General features: G+C 43.2%; 16 protein-coding genes and 2 tRNA genes. 2 read left to right on the top strand and 16 right to left on the bottom strand.

What is annotated here, in order from left to right:
- Position 1: 1 nt before the first annotated feature.
- From EBI00_RS08115 to EBI00_RS08080, 8 genes are all read right to left on the bottom strand, one after another.
- The gene (locus EBI00_RS08115; protein ID WP_123095437.1) at positions 2-1,828 is read right to left on the bottom strand and encodes a SurA N-terminal domain-containing protein; all 1,827 of its coding nucleotides are present in this window, start codon (positions 1,826-1,828) and stop codon (positions 2-4) included.
- 76 nt (positions 1,829-1,904) lie between these two features.
- A tRNA-Asp gene (locus EBI00_RS08110) sits at positions 1,905-1,981 on the bottom strand.
- A gap of 7 nt (positions 1,982-1,988) precedes the next feature.
- Positions 1,989-2,261, bottom strand: coding sequence for an HU family DNA-binding protein (locus EBI00_RS08105; RefSeq protein ID WP_012069435.1), 273 nt, complete (start codon positions 2,259-2,261; stop codon positions 1,989-1,991).
- Positions 2,262-2,385: 124 nt separating this feature from the next.
- Positions 2,386-4,779 carry an endopeptidase La gene (lon, locus tag EBI00_RS08100; protein WP_123095436.1) on the bottom strand — a complete coding sequence of 798 codons (2,394 nt, stop codon included), beginning with the start codon at positions 4,777-4,779 and terminating at the stop codon, positions 2,386-2,388.
- A 203-nt stretch (positions 4,780-4,982) separates the two neighbouring features.
- Complete coding sequence (clpX, locus tag EBI00_RS08095) at positions 4,983-6,263, bottom strand: ATP-dependent protease ATP-binding subunit ClpX (protein WP_123095435.1); 1,281 nt, start codon at positions 6,261-6,263, stop codon at positions 4,983-4,985.
- A 16-nt stretch (positions 6,264-6,279) separates the two neighbouring features.
- Positions 6,280-6,912 (bottom strand): ATP-dependent Clp endopeptidase proteolytic subunit ClpP, encoded by a 633-nt coding sequence (gene clpP / locus EBI00_RS08090; protein ID WP_123095434.1) that lies wholly within the window; start codon positions 6,910-6,912, stop codon positions 6,280-6,282.
- Positions 6,913-6,987: 75 nt separating this feature from the next.
- Positions 6,988-8,313: a trigger factor gene (gene tig / locus EBI00_RS08085; RefSeq protein WP_123095433.1), complete on the bottom strand. Its 1,326-nt coding sequence runs from the start codon at positions 8,311-8,313 to the stop codon at positions 6,988-6,990.
- A 119-nt stretch (positions 8,314-8,432) separates the two neighbouring features.
- Positions 8,433-8,509, bottom strand: a tRNA-Arg gene (locus EBI00_RS08080).
- A gap of 407 nt (positions 8,510-8,916) precedes the next feature.
- Here EBI00_RS08080 and EBI00_RS08075 point away from each other — a divergent pair.
- Both EBI00_RS08075 and EBI00_RS08070 read left to right on the top strand, forming a co-directional pair.
- Positions 8,917-9,741 (top strand): YihY family inner membrane protein, encoded by an 825-nt coding sequence (locus EBI00_RS08075; RefSeq protein WP_123095432.1) that lies wholly within the window; start codon positions 8,917-8,919, stop codon positions 9,739-9,741.
- Positions 9,742-9,796: 55 nt separating this feature from the next.
- Positions 9,797-10,348 carry a hypoxanthine-guanine phosphoribosyltransferase gene (locus tag EBI00_RS08070; protein WP_123095431.1) on the top strand — a complete coding sequence of 184 codons (552 nt, stop codon included), beginning with the start codon at positions 9,797-9,799 and terminating at the stop codon, positions 10,346-10,348.
- Between the two features lie 94 nt (positions 10,349-10,442).
- On the opposite strand, the gene sthA is transcribed toward EBI00_RS08070, so the two are convergent.
- The 8 genes from sthA to EBI00_RS08030 all read right to left on the bottom strand — a co-directional run bounded on the left by sthA (position 10,443) and on the right by EBI00_RS08030 (position 17,752).
- Positions 10,443-11,837, bottom strand: a complete 1,395-nt coding sequence (gene sthA, locus EBI00_RS08065) for a Si-specific NAD(P)(+) transhydrogenase (RefSeq protein ID WP_123095430.1) — start codon at positions 11,835-11,837, stop codon at positions 10,443-10,445.
- Positions 11,838-11,858: 21 nt separating this feature from the next.
- Positions 11,859-12,092 carry a (Na+)-NQR maturation NqrM gene (gene nqrM, locus EBI00_RS08060; protein WP_123095429.1) on the bottom strand — a complete coding sequence of 78 codons (234 nt, stop codon included), beginning with the start codon at positions 12,090-12,092 and terminating at the stop codon, positions 11,859-11,861.
- Positions 12,093-12,150: 58 nt separating this feature from the next.
- Positions 12,151-13,164, bottom strand: a complete 1,014-nt coding sequence (locus tag EBI00_RS08055) for an FAD:protein FMN transferase (protein WP_123095428.1) — start codon at positions 13,162-13,164, stop codon at positions 12,151-12,153.
- Between the two features lie 61 nt (positions 13,165-13,225).
- Positions 13,226-14,452: an NADH:ubiquinone reductase (Na(+)-transporting) subunit F gene (gene nqrF, locus EBI00_RS08050; RefSeq protein WP_123095427.1), complete on the bottom strand. Its 1,227-nt coding sequence runs from the start codon at positions 14,450-14,452 to the stop codon at positions 13,226-13,228.
- A gap of 42 nt (positions 14,453-14,494) precedes the next feature.
- Positions 14,495-15,103, bottom strand: a complete 609-nt coding sequence (gene nqrE / locus EBI00_RS08045) for an NADH:ubiquinone reductase (Na(+)-transporting) subunit E (protein WP_123095426.1) — start codon at positions 15,101-15,103, stop codon at positions 14,495-14,497.
- On the bottom strand, positions 15,104-15,766 hold the full coding sequence (locus EBI00_RS08040) for an NADH:ubiquinone reductase (Na(+)-transporting) subunit D (RefSeq protein WP_123095425.1): 663 nt from the start codon (positions 15,764-15,766) through the stop codon (positions 15,104-15,106).
- Between the two features lie 2 nt (positions 15,767-15,768).
- Positions 15,769-16,563 (bottom strand): Na(+)-translocating NADH-quinone reductase subunit C, encoded by a 795-nt coding sequence (locus tag EBI00_RS08035; protein WP_123095424.1) that lies wholly within the window; start codon positions 16,561-16,563, stop codon positions 15,769-15,771.
- Positions 16,556-17,752, bottom strand: coding sequence for an NADH:ubiquinone reductase (Na(+)-transporting) subunit B (locus tag EBI00_RS08030; protein WP_123095423.1), 1,197 nt, complete (start codon positions 17,750-17,752; stop codon positions 16,556-16,558). The genes EBI00_RS08035 and EBI00_RS08030 overlap by 8 nt, the downstream gene beginning before the upstream one ends.
- Positions 17,753-17,754 lie beyond the last annotated feature (2 nt).

Raw genomic sequence — 17,754 nt, 5'->3', positions numbered from 1 at the left:
ATTATCGAGAAATCTCTGCCTTATTCTGCAGTAACGCTTGTTGCCCTTGTGTGCTCATACTAGCTTGAGTTTGGTTTAGATAACGCTCGTAAGCAAGGATCTGCTCTTCCGATACCGCATCCGTACCATTCTCAACCTTGTTTAAACGGATTAACACAAGATCACCGTTTGACAAGTTTTTCACCTCTGTAACTGCGTTGTCACCTTCTGGATGACGCATAGCAAATGCCAATGCAGTCACTTCATCTTGACCACGTTGCGCTTGCTCGACCGCACGCCATTCGGTATCAACGGAATCTTTAGCCGCCTCGGCTTTGGCTTTCAAAGACGCTGTGGCTTTTTCCTGAACAACAATAGACGTAATTTGCTCAACGGTTTCTTCAAATGACATCAAAGAAGCGGCCTTGTAATCATTTAAATGAATCACCACCACTTCGTCATCATTTAATTCGATCAAATTACTGTTCAATTTATCTTCAAGAATAGTCGGACTAAACGCCGCTGCAATGACCTCAGGGTGGCTGGTGACGAGATCTGTCCCACCATTGCGGTCAAAATACGCACTTTGCAGAATATCTACACCGTACTCTTTAGCAAGTACGCCCAGTTTATCACTCGCATAAGCAAGGTCAGTAATGTCTTCATGCGCCGTTAACAGGGCATCCCTAGCTTTGGTCTCTCGTAAGGCTTGTTCCAAGATATCCTTTTGAGACTCAAAGCTTGGTACATCAGCTTGCGTAATGGCTTCTAAGCGAATGAGATGGAAACCAAATTGGGTTTGCGCCAGTTCAGTTGCCCCTTCTTCCATAGAAAACAATACGTCATCGAATGCTGGGTCAATAGTACCGGCTGCAACATACCCTAAATTCCCTCCCTCATTTTTTGAACCAATATCATCTGAATATTCCGCCGCTAAAGCAGAGAAAGACTCCCCTGATGATAGTCGCGCTTGAATCTCATCAACCAGCGCTTGCGATTCATCGTCACTGCGCTCAGAAGTATCTATAAGGATATGCGAGGCTAACCTTTCTTCTTGTGGCATAGATGCGATAGACACTTGATATTCATTTTGCAATTCGTTATCGCTGATTTCGATTTTGTTGTAAAAATCCGCGCTGGAAATGAGCACATAGTCGACTTTAACCTGCTCAGGCGCAGTAAAGTTTTGCTTATTTTCTTCGTAATAGGCGTTTAGTTCATCGTCAGAAGCACTCATGGTTTCTGCTTCATTTGCCAATGAAAAAGTCACGTAGTCGTATGATCTTTGCTGAGATTGTAATGTAGCTACGCTGTTTACTTGGTAAGGCAGAACAAACTCAGAACCAGCAATGGCATTGCGCGGCTGTTGAATCAGAACGTCCTGTTTAATTCGCTCCTTAAAAGCAAGTGGCGTAAATCCAAGGGAGCGTATGAAATTAAGGTATTTGTTTTGATCAAATACACCATTCGTTTGAAACTGTTCTGCTTGCAGTAAATAGGCGTCTACTTGCGCGTCAGACACACCAAGACCTAATTCACGCGCTTGGTTAGACAATACAACTCGTTGAACCAATTCATCTAGGGCACGACGCTGCAGAAGATTGTCTTCTAGTAGTGCTGGATTAACCTGCCCTCCCATCATCGAAATTAACTGACGACGCTGAGTTTCAGCCCCTTGCATCACTTCGGTACGGCTGATCTCAACACCGTCTACTTCGGCAGCGGTTTCAGACGACGTAAAACTTTGCACTAATGCATCAACACCAAATAGAGCAAAAGTCACAACGATAAAACCGACAATGATCTTTACCACAATGCCTTGAGACTTATCTCTTATATCCTGGAGCATTACTGCCTCCAATTAAGTTAATTAAATGACCAATAAAAAAGGTGTATCCTGACTAGAATACACCTTTTGTGTCTAATGGCGGAACAGACGGGACTCGAACCCGCGACCCCCTGCGTGACAGGCAGGTATTCTAACCAACTGAACTACTGCTCCAAAAACATTAGTTTACAGCGTCTTTAAGACCTTTACCGGCTTTGAAACCAGGTACTTTCGCTGCTTTAATTTGGATTTCCTCACCAGTTTGAGGATTACGACCTGTACGCGCCGCACGTTCTTTCACTGCAAAAGTACCAAAACCCACTAGTGTAACCTGGTCACCCTTTGCTAAAGCCGCTTCAATGGCTTTTAAAGTCGCGTCTAGTGCATTGCTAGCAGACGCTTTAGATAAATCAGCAGACGCTGCAATAGCATCAATCAATTCAGATTTGTTCACGTTGTACCCCTTCAGTATTTTCGTGGATCCTTAATAATTTTCGGCGCAGTATAAATGCCTTGCCACAAGGCCGAGCGAGCAGTTATACAAGTCAAACCTACTCCCTGTCAACACAGGTTATCCCCTAATGATGACTGACAGGCTCCTGATCATCAACAGTTTTTTCATTCGTTGTTAAGGTTTCGTCCTTTTTTGGTGACGGCATGCTCTCTAAAGCGATATCCAACACCTCATCAATCCATTTCACCGGAATCACCTTAATATCAGACTTGATATTATCCGGAATTTCTTTTAAATCTCTGGCGTTTTCCTGAGGAATAATAACGGTTTTAATACCTCCTCTGTGAGCCGCTAGGAGCTTCTCTTTTAACCCCCCAATAGGCAAGACTTCACCACGCAGAGTTATCTCTCCTGTCATTGCCACAGAGGCCTTAACAGGGATCATAGTTAGCACTGAAACAATAGCTGTACACATTGCCACACCCGCACTCGGTCCATCTTTAGGCGTTGCCCCTTCAGGAACATGCAAATGAAGGTCGACTTTCTCATGGAAGTTTTCATCTATCCCTAGACCAATCGCCCGACTTCTAACCACGGTTAGCGCGGCTTGAATGGATTCTTGCATGACGTCACCTAAAGAACCGGTTTTAACATGACGCCCTTTACCCGGAACGCCGGCCGCTTCAATAGTGAGCAATTCTCCACCTACCGATGTCCAAGCTAAGCCAGTGACTTGACCAATTTGGTTTTTTTCTTCTGCTTTCCCGTAGCTGAACTTGTGAACGCCTGAGAAATCTTCCAAATTAGAATGCGTTACTTCTACCGCTTGAATTTCTTTTGCACTGTTGAGTGCTTGTTTTTTTACCACTCGACGGCAAATTTTGCTGAGTTCGCGCTCTAATCCACGCACGCCCGCTTCTTTGGTGTAATAACGAATGACATCCATCAAGGCTTCATCACTGACCTGAATCTCACCGTCTTTAAGACCCGCTAACTTAATCTGCTTAGGCAACAGGTAACGCTTAGCAATATTGAGTTTTTCGTCTTCGGTGTAACCCGGAATACGGATCACTTCCATTCGGTCAAGCAAAGGACCTGGAATGTTCATGCTATTCGAAGTACAAATAAACATAACATCAGATAGATCAAAATCCACTTCCAGGTAATGATCATTAAAAGTATGGTTTTGCTCTGGGTCTAATACTTCCAATAGCGCCGAGGCTGGATCGCCTCGTTGATCCATCCCCATCTTGTCGATCTCATCAAGCAAAAAGAGCGGATTTTTCACTTTGACTTTTGCCAGCTTCTGTAAAAGCTTACCTGGCATAGAACCTATGTAGGTACGACGGTGACCTCGGATCTCAGCTTCATCCCTAACCCCCCCAAGCGCCATACGAATATACTGACGGTTAACGGCTTTCGCGATAGATTGACCTAATGAGGTTTTACCCACACCCGGCGGCCCAACCAAACAAAGTACTGGGCCTTTTACTTTTTTCACGCGCTGCTGCACAGCAAGAAATTCTAAAATGCGCTCTTTAACATCTTGCAGGCCATAATGGTCTTGGTTTAACACTTTTTCTGCATAAGCGAGATCGTTACGCACTTTGCTGCGTTTTTTCCAAGGCAGTGACGTCAACCAGTCAATATAACCACGCACAACCGTGGCTTCGGCTGACATAGGTGACATCATGCGAAGTTTTTTCAACTCAGCGTCGGCTTTTTCTTTCGCTTCAACAGACATTCCAGCTTCATTTATCTTTTCTTGAAGCATATCAAGATCGTTGCTGCCATCTTCCATATCGCCCAGTTCTTTTTGAATGGCTTTCATTTGCTCATTCAAATAGTACTCGCGCTGACTCTTCTCCATTTGTTTTTTCACGCGGCTGCGGATGTTCTTTTCTAGGTGAGCTATGTCTAATTCACCGTCCATTAAGCCCATAAGATATTCGCCACGACCAATTAGCGAGTTGATCTCAAGCACTTTTTGCTTATCTTCTAACTTCAAGCTCATATGGCCTGTGATGTTATCAATCAGTTTCGACAATTCATCGATTGATTTAAGAGAAGTCACCACTTCCGCAGGTATGCGCTTACTACCAGCTACATATTCATCTAACTGCTTAAGGAGCGCGCTACGGATCACATCATGTTCGTCTTGCTTCTCTTCTTCTAAATTGACTTCTGTGATGTTTCCTAGAACAAAACCGTCCGCCTCTTCCATCTTGTCAAGACGAGCGCGCTTGCCCCCTTCTACTAACACTTTGACTGTGCCGTCCGGTAGGCGCAACAACTGCATAACTTTCGCCGTTGTCCCTATTTTATAAAGGTCTTCAATCTTGGGATCATCTTTAGACGCGTCTTGCTGAGCCACTAAAAAGACATATTTGTCATTTTCCATAGCGGACTCTAACGCCGCGATGGATTTAGGACGACCAACAAACAAGGGCAACACCATATGCGGATAGACAACCACATCACGCAAGGGCAACATTGGCATGAGCAAAGAATCTGACATATTGACTTCCAATCTGGGCGCAAAAAAACGCGCACTTTTATATTCATTTTGATAGGAAAGAGATAAGGGCTAAGCCCGAAATTACAAGCGCCATCGTTATTTCAATTTAGTGTACACAGTGTTTTATCGCAAAACACCATAAAAAAAGCCGAATAAGAGCAATCATACTCAAATTCGGCTTAGCTAGGCTTATGTAAAAGTGGTTAGCCGTTTTTCGCTAACTCTTCCTTTTGCAACACCATTTTGGGTTCAGAAGTTCCACGTATGGCCGGACCATCCATCACCACTTTAACCACATCCGTTCGGGTTGGCAGTTCAAACATGCAATCAAGCAAAGCCGACTCAAGAATACTACGAAGTCCACGCGCGCCTGTTTTACGCTCTAGTGCAAGAATAGCAGCTTCACGCAATGACTCTGGCGTAAACTCAAGCTCAACACCTTCTAGTTCAAATAAATGTTGGTACTGTTTTACCAAGGCATTTTTAGGCTCGCTGAGAATCGTCATAAGCGCTTCTTCATCGAGCTCAGAAAGAGTAGCTACAACAGGTAGACGACCTACAAACTCGGGGATCAAACCAAATTTAACCAAGTCTTCGGTTTCCACTTTATGAACCGCTTCCGAGAACGAACGTCCGACTTCTTTGCTTTTCACGGTGGCTGAGAAACCGATACTGCTCTTTTCTGTTCTATCACTGATAACACGCTCTAAACCTGCAAACGCACCACCACAAATAAACAAAATGTTGGAGGTATCTACTTGCAAAAATTCTTGTTGAGGATGCTTACGCCCCCCTTGTGGCGGTACAGAGGCAACCGTACCTTCAATCAACTTAAGCAAGGCTTGCTGAACACCTTCACCAGACACATCACGAGTAATAGATGGGTTATCAGACTTTCTTGAAATTTTATCTATCTCATCAATGTACACAATACCGCGCTGGGCTTTTTCAACATCGTAATCGCAGTTTTGCAGTAGTTTTTGAATGATATTTTCTACGTCCTCGCCCACATAACCCGCTTCTGTCAGCGTAGTCGCATCAGCAATAGTAAAAGGCACATCTAAAACACGAGCAAGCGTTTGGGCAAGCAATGTTTTACCACTACCCGTTGGACCAATAAGCAATATATTGCTTTTGCCAAGCTCAATACTGGTATCCGATTTACCTTGATGGCGTAAGCGTTTGTAGTGATTGTAAACCGCCACAGCCAACACTCGTTTGGCTTTATCTTGACCAATTACGTATTCATCTAATGCTGCACTAAGTTTGGCTGGTGACGGCAACACGTCCGTCGCTTCAGCACTGTCGGCCGCTTGAGATAATTCTTGCGTGATAATATTGTTGCATAGATCAACGCACTCATTACAGATGTAAACTGAAGGTCCAGCAATGAGCTTTTTTACCTCGTCTTGACTCTTCCCGCAAAAAGAGCAATATAATAACCGATCAGAGTGGTCGCCACGGCTAGTATTATCATCTGACATTTATTCCACCCTTATTTTAAACTGTTCGTTTCTGTAGTATTTCATCAATCAAACCGTATTCTTTTGCTGTTTGCGGGTTCATGAAATTATCACGATCTGTATCCGCAGCAACTTGCTCAATTGGCTTACCAGAATGATGAGAAATAATCTCATTCAACTTATGTTTTATACCCAAGATTTCACGAGTATGAATCTCGATATCAGAAGCTTGACCCTGATAGCCACCCAAAGGTTGGTGAATCATAACGCGTGAATTAGGAAGGCAGAAACGCTTACCTGCGGCACCGGCAGTCAATAACAATGCACCCATACTGGCCGCTTGACCGATACACATGGTGCTGACGTCAGGTTTAATAAACTGCATGGTGTCATAAATAGACATGCCTGCAGTAACAGAACCACCTGGTGAATTAATGTACAAATGAATGTCTTTTTCAGGATTTTCAGATTCTAAGAATAACAATTGAGCGACTACAAGGTTAGCCATGTGGTCTTCCACTTGACCTACTAAGAAAATCACTCGCTCTTTAAGTAAGCGCGAGTAAATATCAAATGACCTTTCTCCACGAGCAGTCTGTTCAATTACCATTGGAACAAGGCCATTACTTGTTATCGCAACAGGACCGGTAGTTTGGTTCATCAAATTCATTTCGCATTCCTTAAAACAAAAAAGTCGACATAACAAAATGCTATGTCGACCTTATTAAAAAAGATAAGACTCGTCTTATGCTTCTTCCCCAACCTCTTCAGCTTGGGCTTTTGGCTTGATAGCGTCTTCGTAACCCAAGGTTACTTCCGTTACTTGGGCAGATTCTAACAGTTTATCAACAACTTGCTCTTCAAGTACAGCAGATTGAACCTGAGAAAGCTGCTCTTTATTCTTCAAGTAAAAGTCAATCACTTGTTGTGGCTCTTGGTACGCTTGCGCCATCTCTTCTAAGAAAGCATATACACGCTCGTCGTCCACTTTCATTTCGTTTGACTTGATGATTTCAGAAATCAGCAAACCCAATTTAGCGCGTTTTTTCGCTTCGTCTTGGAAAAGCTCTGCTGGCAACTGAGACACGTCAAAACCTTGACCACCAAATTGCTGGCCTGCTTGTTTACGTAAGCCATCGACTTCTTGATCAATTAAAGCGGAAGGAACTTCAACTTCATTAATAGACGACAAACCTTCGAACAAAGAATTTTTTAGCTTAGATTTAACCGCTTGGTTTAGTTCGCGATCCATGTTTTTACGCACTTCAGCACGCAAAGCATCTAGCGTTGCTTCTTCAAGACCGAATTTTTCAACAAAGGCATCATTAAGTTCTGGAAGAACCTGTTCAGCTACTTCGGAAACAGTAATTTTGAAAGACGCTTCTTTGCCTTTCAAGTTTTCAGCTTGGTAATCTTCTGGGAAAGTCACAGAAATAGTACGTTCTTCGCCTGCTTTAGCACCAAGAATACCGGATTCAAAACCAGGAATCATGGTGTTGGAACCCAAAACTAATTTGTGACCTTGAGCTGCACCACCTTCAAAGGCTTCGTCGCCTAGGTAGCCAACAAAATCAATCGTTACTTGATCGCCATCGGCTGATTCACGCTCTACGGATGTCCACTCTGAGTTTTGCTTACGCAAAGTTTCAAGCATTGTATCAACATCAGCATCTGTTACTTCAGAAATGATGCGCTCTACTTTAATCGCAGAGTTATCAGCAAGAGTAATTTCTGGGTAAACTTCAACTTTAATCACGAACTCAAGATCAGCACCTTCAGCAAGGCTCTTAGGTTCGATGGAAGGAGCGCCAGCAGGTTGAATCGATTCTTTTTGCAGTGCTTCAACATAAGCATCACGCATGATTTGCTCAACAGCATCAATGCGGATACCTTGACCGTAACGTTTTTTCACAACGCTGACAGGCACTTTTCCCTTACGGAAACCATCTATGCGGATTGTTTTCGCTGTTTTAGCCACTTCAGAATTTACTTTTTCGTCAACACGAGCAGCTGGAACACTAATTGTTAGAACGCGCTCGATTGGAGACGTTGTCTCTACAGAAACTTGCATAAAACTTCCTCTCGGGAACCTGCTTTAATTTGTTGGCAATCTTGTTATTAACAAGACGTTTATTTGATTGCAGCCAACAAAACCTAAATAAAAAATTTAATTAAAGTAATGGACTGAAATGGTGCTCCGTACTGGATTCGAACCAGTGACCTACCGCTTAGAAGGCGGTTGCTCTATCCAACTGAGCTAACGGAACTAATGTCATTACATTTCATTTGGAGGGCTATTATAGGGATGGAATAATAATCGTCAACCAATAGTCATAAAAAAGCCCAGTAAAACTGGGCTAAATGACAATTTGTAGACAAGGAACTATAAATAGCTAGTATTTGTCGCCTTCAATACAAATATCACAAAAGGAACGAAGCGGATCTTATAGACTCAACGCCCAGAAAACAAGCAAAAAACCAATAGTTACGCACTCTTGCACCGTATTTGTGCATTTCGCTTTTAACAACAAAAGCACTCATCCACACCTGACGTCACAAAAAATACACTCAATAGCTCAATGACTAGAAATTAGACAGTTGATATTGAAATGCGCTTTTGAAACGCCGATAAAAGCTGCGATAATAACCGCACTAATCGAAAGAGCTTTATAAAATGACTGTTCAGAAACTCCAATTCCAAGAGGCTTTTACCCGTTACGTAAAACCAACATTGGCTCGATTCCAGAATCGTAACCTGTCACAAAAAGCCTCTCAACTGACGCTATCAAGTCTGTTAGCAGCGGTACCAATTATCAGTATTATTCTTGGCATCCTTAGCTTTACACCCGCGCTTGAATCAATGCAGATACAGCTTTTTGATTTAGTGGAACAACACTTAGCGCCAGGCTCAAGTGATGTCGTTCTACCTTATCTGATCACTTTTTCAGAACAAGCGAAAAACTTGCCTATAGCGGGTTTAGTGGCTTTGTTTCTTACTGCTCTTTTGTTGCTAAACAGTTTTGAAGGCAGTGTTCAGGAAATATGGGGAATAAGGAAAGCTCGCAAGTTACGGGAGAGACTACTGACTTACTGGGCGATATTAACATTAGGGCCAATTCTGTTTGCGGCTTCGCTTAGTATGTACGGCACGCTAATCTCGATACAGATACAAAATCTCGAATCAAATATCTGGTTGAATGGTTTGCTCGAACTAGGCAGTATGATTTTATACTTTCTAATGTTGCTTACATTAAATTTTTTGACCCCTAACGCCGATGTCTCACCCAAGTGGGCTGCCATCTCAGCACTAGCCGGTAGCATAGGTCTGTACATACTCAATATCATTTTTGGTTCATTCGCTCAGTTTTTTACTGGCTATCAGGTAATCTATGGTGCCTTCGCTGCCATACCTATATTAATTGTGTGGCTGCAAAGCTCTTGGCTTATCGTGTTGGCATCGATTTGCCTCTGCGCAAGCCTGCATGATATTAAAACTTAGCATCTGGTAAAGATTGATGTAGAATCGCGCCAATTTTTTAAAATGGGACCCCTCCATGACACTCACACTCAATGACTTAAATGAAATCCTGAACGACGCTGATTGCTTAGTTAACGAACACACACTCAACCTTGCGCTCGATAAGATGGCCGCTCAAATCACCGCTGACCTAGCCGACAAACTCCCACTGGTTTTATGTGTGATGAATGGTGGTTTAGTTCCCACAGCAGCCCTTATTGAGCGCTTGAATTTCCCGCTCGAACTGGATTACATTCACGCAACACGTTATGGAATGGAAACAGAAGGGGCTGCTTTAAATTGGCTTAGTTACCCTCAAAGCAGTTTAAAAGACAGACATATCCTTGTGATTGACGATATTTTTGACCAGGGGCACACCTTGCAGGCCATTATTAAATGGTTGGAACAACAAGATACATCCAGTGTCCACTCCGCTACTGTCATTAACAAACTGCATGATAGAAAAACAGATATCGTTCCAGATTACATAGGCACAGATGTCGCGGACCGCTTTCTTTTCGGCTATGGCATGGATTACAAAGGCTATTTTAGAAATCTTAAAGGCATTTACGCAATCAAAGGCAGCTAGAAGAGCCCTAATTACACAGACTCAAGCAACCTTAGTTTGCTCGCATAAAAAACCCACTTAAAGTGGGTTTTTTGCTGTTACAACTTATACTAATCTAGAAGACCCGATTGAAACCATTTAAGGCGGCAACCCGATAAGCTTCTGCCATTGTCGGATAGTTAAAGGTCGTATTTAGGAAATACTTAAGTGTGTTTTGCTTTCCTGGCTGCTTCATTATAGCTTGACCGATATGCACGATCTCTGATGCTTGGTCACCAAAACAGTGTATGCCCAACAATTCCAGTGATTCGCGATGAAACAGTATTTTAAGCATACCCACAGCTTCACCAGTTATTTGAGCCCTAGCCGTGTTTTTGAAGAAAGCTCGGCCCACTTCGTAAGGAACTTTTTCTGCCGTCAATTCCGCTTCTGTCTTACCAACCGAACTGATCTCAGGAATTGTGTAAATACCTGTGGGGACTTCGCTAATAAACTCCCCACCGATTAAGCCAAACATATTTGCTGCTGCTGCACGACCTTGATCATACGCCGCACTGGCAAGACTTGGCCAACCAATGACATCACCCGCCGCAAACACATTCTCTACCTGAGTCTGATAAGTATCGTTGACGGCAAGTTGACCGCGGGCATTCGCTTCCAACCCAATGGCTTCTAAACCCAAGCTATCTGTATTCCCAGAACGTCCATTGCAAAATAACAAGGCATCAGCGCGAAGCTTCTTACCTGAAGTCATGTGCATGACTACCCCTCTATCCGTTGTTTCAACAGATTCAAAGGTTTCGTTATGTCTAATCAACACACCACCATCGCGTAGGTGATAACTTAGCGCATCAGTAATTTCATCATCCAAAAAGCTCAACAATTTCTTGGCCGGATTAATTAATTCGACACGAACCCCTAACCCACAGAAAATAGAAGCGTATTCACACCCTATGACACCAGCACCGTAAATAATCAAAGATCGTGGCGTGTGACTTAAACTTAGTATGGTATCAGAGCAATAAATTCTTGGGTGTGAGAAATCGATATTGGCAGGCCGGTATGGGCGAGACCCAGTGGCAATAACGACTTTTTTAGCTTCTAGTAGCTCCGGCCCTTTTTCATAAGTATTCACTTCAATGGTATTAGCATCTTTGAATTTACCTGTACCGAAGTAAATATCTATTCGATTACGCGCGTAATACTCCGTTCGCCCCATTACCTGTTGATCAATAACTCGATTCGCTCTATCCAATACTTTTGGGAATGAAAACCAACGTGGCTCGCCGATATCACGAAACATTGGGTTGGTGTTAAAAGCGATGATTTCCTTAACAGCATGACGCAATGCTTTTGAGGGTATGGTTCCTAAGTGCGTACAACTACCACCGACTTGTGAGCTCGCCTCTATAACGGCTACTTTTTTTCCTGCTTTTGCAGCACTCATGGCCGCGCCTTCTCCTGCGGGGCCGGTCCCTAATACTACTACGTCATAATGTCTTGTCGTCATAACACCCTCTTTGATATCGAATTATTTTGTTGCGTCGTAAAACTTTTTATCAGCAACTTTCCCAGCGTCACTTTTGCTGGATTCTTTTTCACATTTACCTTTATCGCCACCACATAGGTCACACGCAACTTCCATACCTAATGCACCCATACCGCCGCATGACCCTGCTATGGGCTTTCTGCCCATCAATACACCGACGGCCATAGCTGCCACAAGAGCCAGCATAAGAAAAAAAGCTAATACTATTGTTAACATTTTCTACTCCTATTCATTAACCAGTAATGATATGTATATTGTTTAATATAAGAAATTCTTATTCAAGGTAAGCGTTAAAGCTTTCTGAATACTTAGATTCAAATCCTGAGTCTGTTTTCATTATTAAGTAAGCGGCGATGCCATTTTCTTGAGCAAACTCATAACCCAATTCAGGACCAAGTACGGAAATGGCTGTAGAAAAGCCATCAGCCATCGTTGCTGTCTCTGCTATCACGGACACAGACGCTAAGCGATGTGTAATAGGCTTACCTGTTGTCGGACTAATAGTATGAGAATATCGCACACCATTTTTTTCAAAATAATTACGGTAGTCTCCGGACGTTGCCATCGCTGCGTTATTAAGCGAAATTACTTTTTCCGCCATGTTTAGACCACCGGCAGGGCTTTCAATGGCAACTCGCCAAGGCGATCCATCTAGCTTAACACCTTTGCCTTTGATCTCACCACCCACTTCAACTAGGTAACTCGTAATCCCTTTTGTATCTAGGAATTCTGCTAGAACATCCACGCCATAGCCTTTGGCAATGGATGACAAATCTACGTATATGTCTCTGCTTTTCACCAATTCACCATCCTGAAGAGACAAGTACTGATAGCCAACATTGCGCTTCGCTTCGAAAATGGAAACGTCAGACGGAACCTTGTCTTCAAGCCTTCCTGGCCCAAATCCCCATAGGTTTACCAAAGGACCAACAGTGACATCATACTCACCGTTCGTCATGGTGCTAATCAACAGCGCCTTATCAATAACAAAGGCCAACTCATCACTAATTTTTGTAACTTGTTGAGACGGTGACTTATTGAACAAAGATAACTCCGACTGAGAGTCATAGGTTGACATGGATTTGTTAACCTTTAGCAGGAGTTCATCAATATTGTCTTTTACACGCCACGACGATTCATAATCCTCTGTCGTGTAAAATTTGACTGTATAGGTGGTACCCATCGTCGGACCAGAAAAGCTTACCAGCTCTGGGGTAAAAGCCGCCAAACGATAAACAATAGCCGCCAATAGAATCAGTAAAACGGGTAACCATATTTTTATGCGCATAATGTTCTTATGTTGTCATTAACGTAAAGACCCACCATAAGGTGGGTCTTTTATTCAGTTTCTAGCCACCAAAATCATCTAGTAGAATATTTTCTTTTTCTACACCGAGATCTTCGAGCATCTTAATAACCGAAGCGTTCATCATTGGAGGTCCACACATGTAAAACTCACAATCTTCTGGCGCAGGGTGGTCTTTAAGATAGTTTTCATAAAGAACGTTATGAATGAAGCCTGTCTTACCTTCCCAATTATCTTCAGGTTGTGGATCAGACAACGCCAAATGCCATTCAAAGTTTTCATTTTCTTCTTGTAGCTTATCGTACTCTTCCACATAGAATGCTTCACGCATACTACGAGCACCATACCAGAAAGAAATTTTACGTTTAGAATTAAGGCGCTTAAGCTGGTCAAAAATGTGGGAACGCATTGGAGCCATACCGGCACCACCACCAACAAAGACCATTTCTGCTTCTGTGTCCTTGGCAAAAAACTCACCAAAAGGACCATACACTTTAATTTTATCGCCCGGTTTAAGGCTAAATACGTAAGAAGACATCTGCCCTGGTGGTAAATCATCTTTACCTGGTGGTGGAGAAGCAATACGGATATTGAACTTCACCAAGCCTTTTTCTTCAGGGTAGTTTGCCATTGAATAGGCACGAATAACGGTTTCGTTTACTTTAGAAGTGAACTTCCAAAGGTTAAACTTATCCCAGTCACCACGGTACTCTTCTTCGATATCAAAGTCTTTGTAATGAACCGTATGAGCTGGCGCTTCAAGCTGAACATATCCGCCTGCGCGAAAATCAACGTTCTCACCCTCTGGCAATTTCAGTGTTAATTCTTTGATAAAAGTTGCCACGTTAGGATTGGACTCAACAGTACAATCCCACGCCTTCACACCGAATACCTCTTCAGGCACGATAATGTCCATGTCTTGTTTTACAGCAACTTGACATGACAAACGGTAGCCTTCCTTTTCTTCACGACGTGTAAAGTGCGACTGCTCAGTCGATAGCATAGAACCACCACCAGACATCACTTTACAAGTACACTGGGCACAAGTACCGCCCCCGCCGCACGCTGACGATAAGAAAACGCCGCTATTAGCTAAAGTTTGAAGTAACTTACCACCCGCTGGGGAGGTAATCTCTTTTTCACCATTGATGCGAATTGTAACGTCACCAGTACTTACCAAGCGTGCACGAGCAGCAAGGATAATTGCCACAAGCGCAAGCACGATAGCCGTGAACATCACCACACCTAGAATAATTTCTAAGTTGACCATGTTAGTTATACCTTATTCTTGATTGCCTAAATGTACAGCGTATTACAGCTGTACACCCGAAAATGACATAAAACCTAAACTCATTAGACCAACCGTGATAAAAGTGATACCAAGACCACGCAAACCAGCTGGAACATCTGAATACTTAAGTTTTTCGCGAATACCAGCAAGCGCCGCAATAGCCAACGCCCAACCAACACCAGCGCCAGCGCCGTAAACGACACTTTCACTAAAGTTATAATCCCTTTCTACCATGAACAATGACGCACCTAAAATGGCACAGTTTACCGTAATCAACGGTAAGAATACGCCAAGTGCGTTGTACAAAGATGGCATATACTTATCGAGAAGCATCTCCAATATTTGAACAGCCGCCGCTATAACACCTATGTAGCTCAATAAACCTAGGAAGCTTAAATCCACTCCTGGCAAGCCAGCCCACTCCAGAGCACCATCCGCTAAAAGATTTTTGTACAATAAATTGTTAAGCGGCACGGTAATCGTTAATACCACAACAACCGCAATACCTAGCCCAATGGCAGTTTCAACTTTCTTAGACAAAGCCAAGAAAGTACACATGCCAAGGAAGAAGGCCAAAGCCATGTTTTCAACGAAAACCGCTTTAATAAATAGGCTAATTAACTGTTCCATTTATAGTGCCTCCTGTGAACGGGAATTGGCTGCAATCTTGAATTCTGGCTCTTCTACTTGATCGGTCTTGTAAGCACGAAGTGCCCAAATTACTAAACCAATAACAAAAAATGCACTAGGAGGAAGCAACATCAAACCGTTAGGCTGATACCAGCCACCATTCTGTACCGTAGCTAAAATCTCGACACCAAACAGTTTTCCAGCACCAAGCAACTCACGGAAAAAGGCCACCACAATCAACATCGCGCTGTAACCCAGTCCATTACCAATGCCATCAACAAAGCTCATGACAGGGCCATTTTTCATTGCGAAGGCCTCTGCGCGACCCATTACAATGCAGTTGGTAATAATCAAACCAACAAACACAGAAAGCTGCTTGCTAATCTCAAATGCAAAAGCTTTAAGAATTTGATCAACCACAATAACGAGCGAAGCGATAATAATCATCTGCACTATGATACGGATACTATTTGGTATGTGATTACGAATAATCGCAATAAAAAAACCAGAGAACCCTGTTACTAATGTTAAAGCTATCGCCATAACCAAACTTACATTCAAGCTACTTGTTACCGCTAAAGCCGAGCAAATACCTAATATTTGCAAGGCAATCGGGTTATTCGCAAGAATCGGCCCAAAAAGGACTTTTTTTACTTCAGACATTATTACACTCCTCCGCTACGTAAGTGCGACAAAAATGTTCCAAAACCATTGTCTCCCAACCAATATTGAACAAGCTGAGTTACGCCACGAGATGTTAATGTTGCACCTGAAAGTCCATCTATTCTGTAATCTGCTTGAGGGTCAGAGCTGTCTACACTACCTTTAGCAAGTTGAAGCACAGCTTCACCATCACTGTTGTAGACTTTTTTCCCTTCCCAAGAGGCTTTCCAATTTGGATTATCTACCTCACCACCAAGACCTGGTGTTTCAGCTTGGTCATAGAAACCAAATCCAAGTACCGTATTAAAGTCCCCTTGAAGCGCCATAAAGCCGTACATAGTGGACCATAACCCATATCCATGAACGGGCAGGATGATACGATCAATATCGTCACCTGCTCTCACCAAATACACCTCAGAGAAGTTCGAGCGACGCTTGATGCCTGCAGGATCGTTTCCTTTTAGGTCAATCGATAGCGCTGTATCCTTAGCGGCCGCTTGCTGATTGAAGCTACCCGCTGATATACCTGCCGCTTGCATCTCTTCGTCTGTAGCAAATTTGCCAGTCTGTAAATTTACAATACGCGCTTCAACGTTCTCGAAGATCTCATCAACAGACTTACCTTCTTCAAGCAGACCTGCCGCAGATAGAATATTACGTTTTCTATCTAAATCCTTGTTTGCGGTCTGAATAGGCTTTAGTCCAACGGCTGCCGCAGCAACAAAAATTGAACAAACCAAACATAATGACAACGCAACTATGACGGTCTTTTTGATACTATCGTTACTACTAGCCATTACGAGCCATCCTCCGCTTGATATTCGCCTGAACAACAAAGTGGTCTATAAATGGCGAGAATAGATTTGCAAACAAAATCGCCAACATCATACCTTCTGGGTAAGCAGGGTTAACTACACGGATAAGAACAACCATAAGGCCAATCAAAATACCGTAAAACCACTTACCATTGTTTGTCATGGAAGCCGATACTGGGTCTGTGGCCATATACATCATTCCGAAGGCAAAGCCACCCAAAACAAGATGCCAATACCAAGGTGTTGCAAACATTGGGTTTGTGTCAGAACCAATCAGATTGAACAGTCCTGACGTCAAAATCATACCGAGCATCACACCCGCCACAATACGCCAAGCCGCAATTCGCATAATCAGTAAGGCACCACCACCAATTAAAATGGCAAGTGTAGAGGTTTCACCCATTGAGCCTTGAATAAACCCAAAGAAGGCCTGAGACCAAGCAATGGTTAAGCCTGGAACACCATCAACTGCTAACTGACTCAATGCAGTCGCGCCTGAATAACCATCCACTGCTGTCCAAACAGCATCACCAGACATAGACGCTGGGTATGCGAAGAACAAGAATGCGCGACCTGCTAACGCTGGGTTTAGGAAGTTTTTACCTGTTCCACCGAATACTTCTTTAGCAAGCACAACACCAAAGGTGATACCCAACGCCACTTGCCATAGCGGAATAGTCGCTGGCAAAGACAATGAGAACAAGATAGAGGTAACGAAAAAGCCTTCGTTCACTTCGTGTTTACGAACCGAAGCAAACAATACTTCCCAGAAACCACCTACAATAAAGGTCACCAAATAAACGGGTAAGAAATGCATGGCACCATAAATCATGTTATCCCATACACTGTCGGCATTGTAGGATGTTAACCCTCCAATCACCGCGTGACGCCATGACTCACCTGCTGTGATACCCATGGCATCCATCGCAGTATTTGCCTGCAAACCAATGTTGTACATCCCAAAAAAAACTGCTGGAAATGTACACATCCACACGAGAATCATAATGCGCTTCATGTCAACCGCATCACGCACATGTGAACCGTTTCTCGTCACGGAACTCGGACGATAAAAAATAGTATCGACGGCTTCATAAAGCGCATACCATTTTTCGTATTTGCCACCTGAGTGAACCTCAGGTTCAATTTTATCAAGTACTTTTCTAAGTCCCATGA

Origin of the sequence: Marinomonas hwangdonensis, assembly GCF_003721245.1 — a bacterium.
Lineage (GTDB): Bacteria > Pseudomonadota > Gammaproteobacteria > Pseudomonadales > Marinomonadaceae > Marinomonas > Marinomonas hwangdonensis.
Note: the sequence above shows the minus strand (reverse complement) of the source record. Positions and strands in the feature narration are given on the sequence as shown.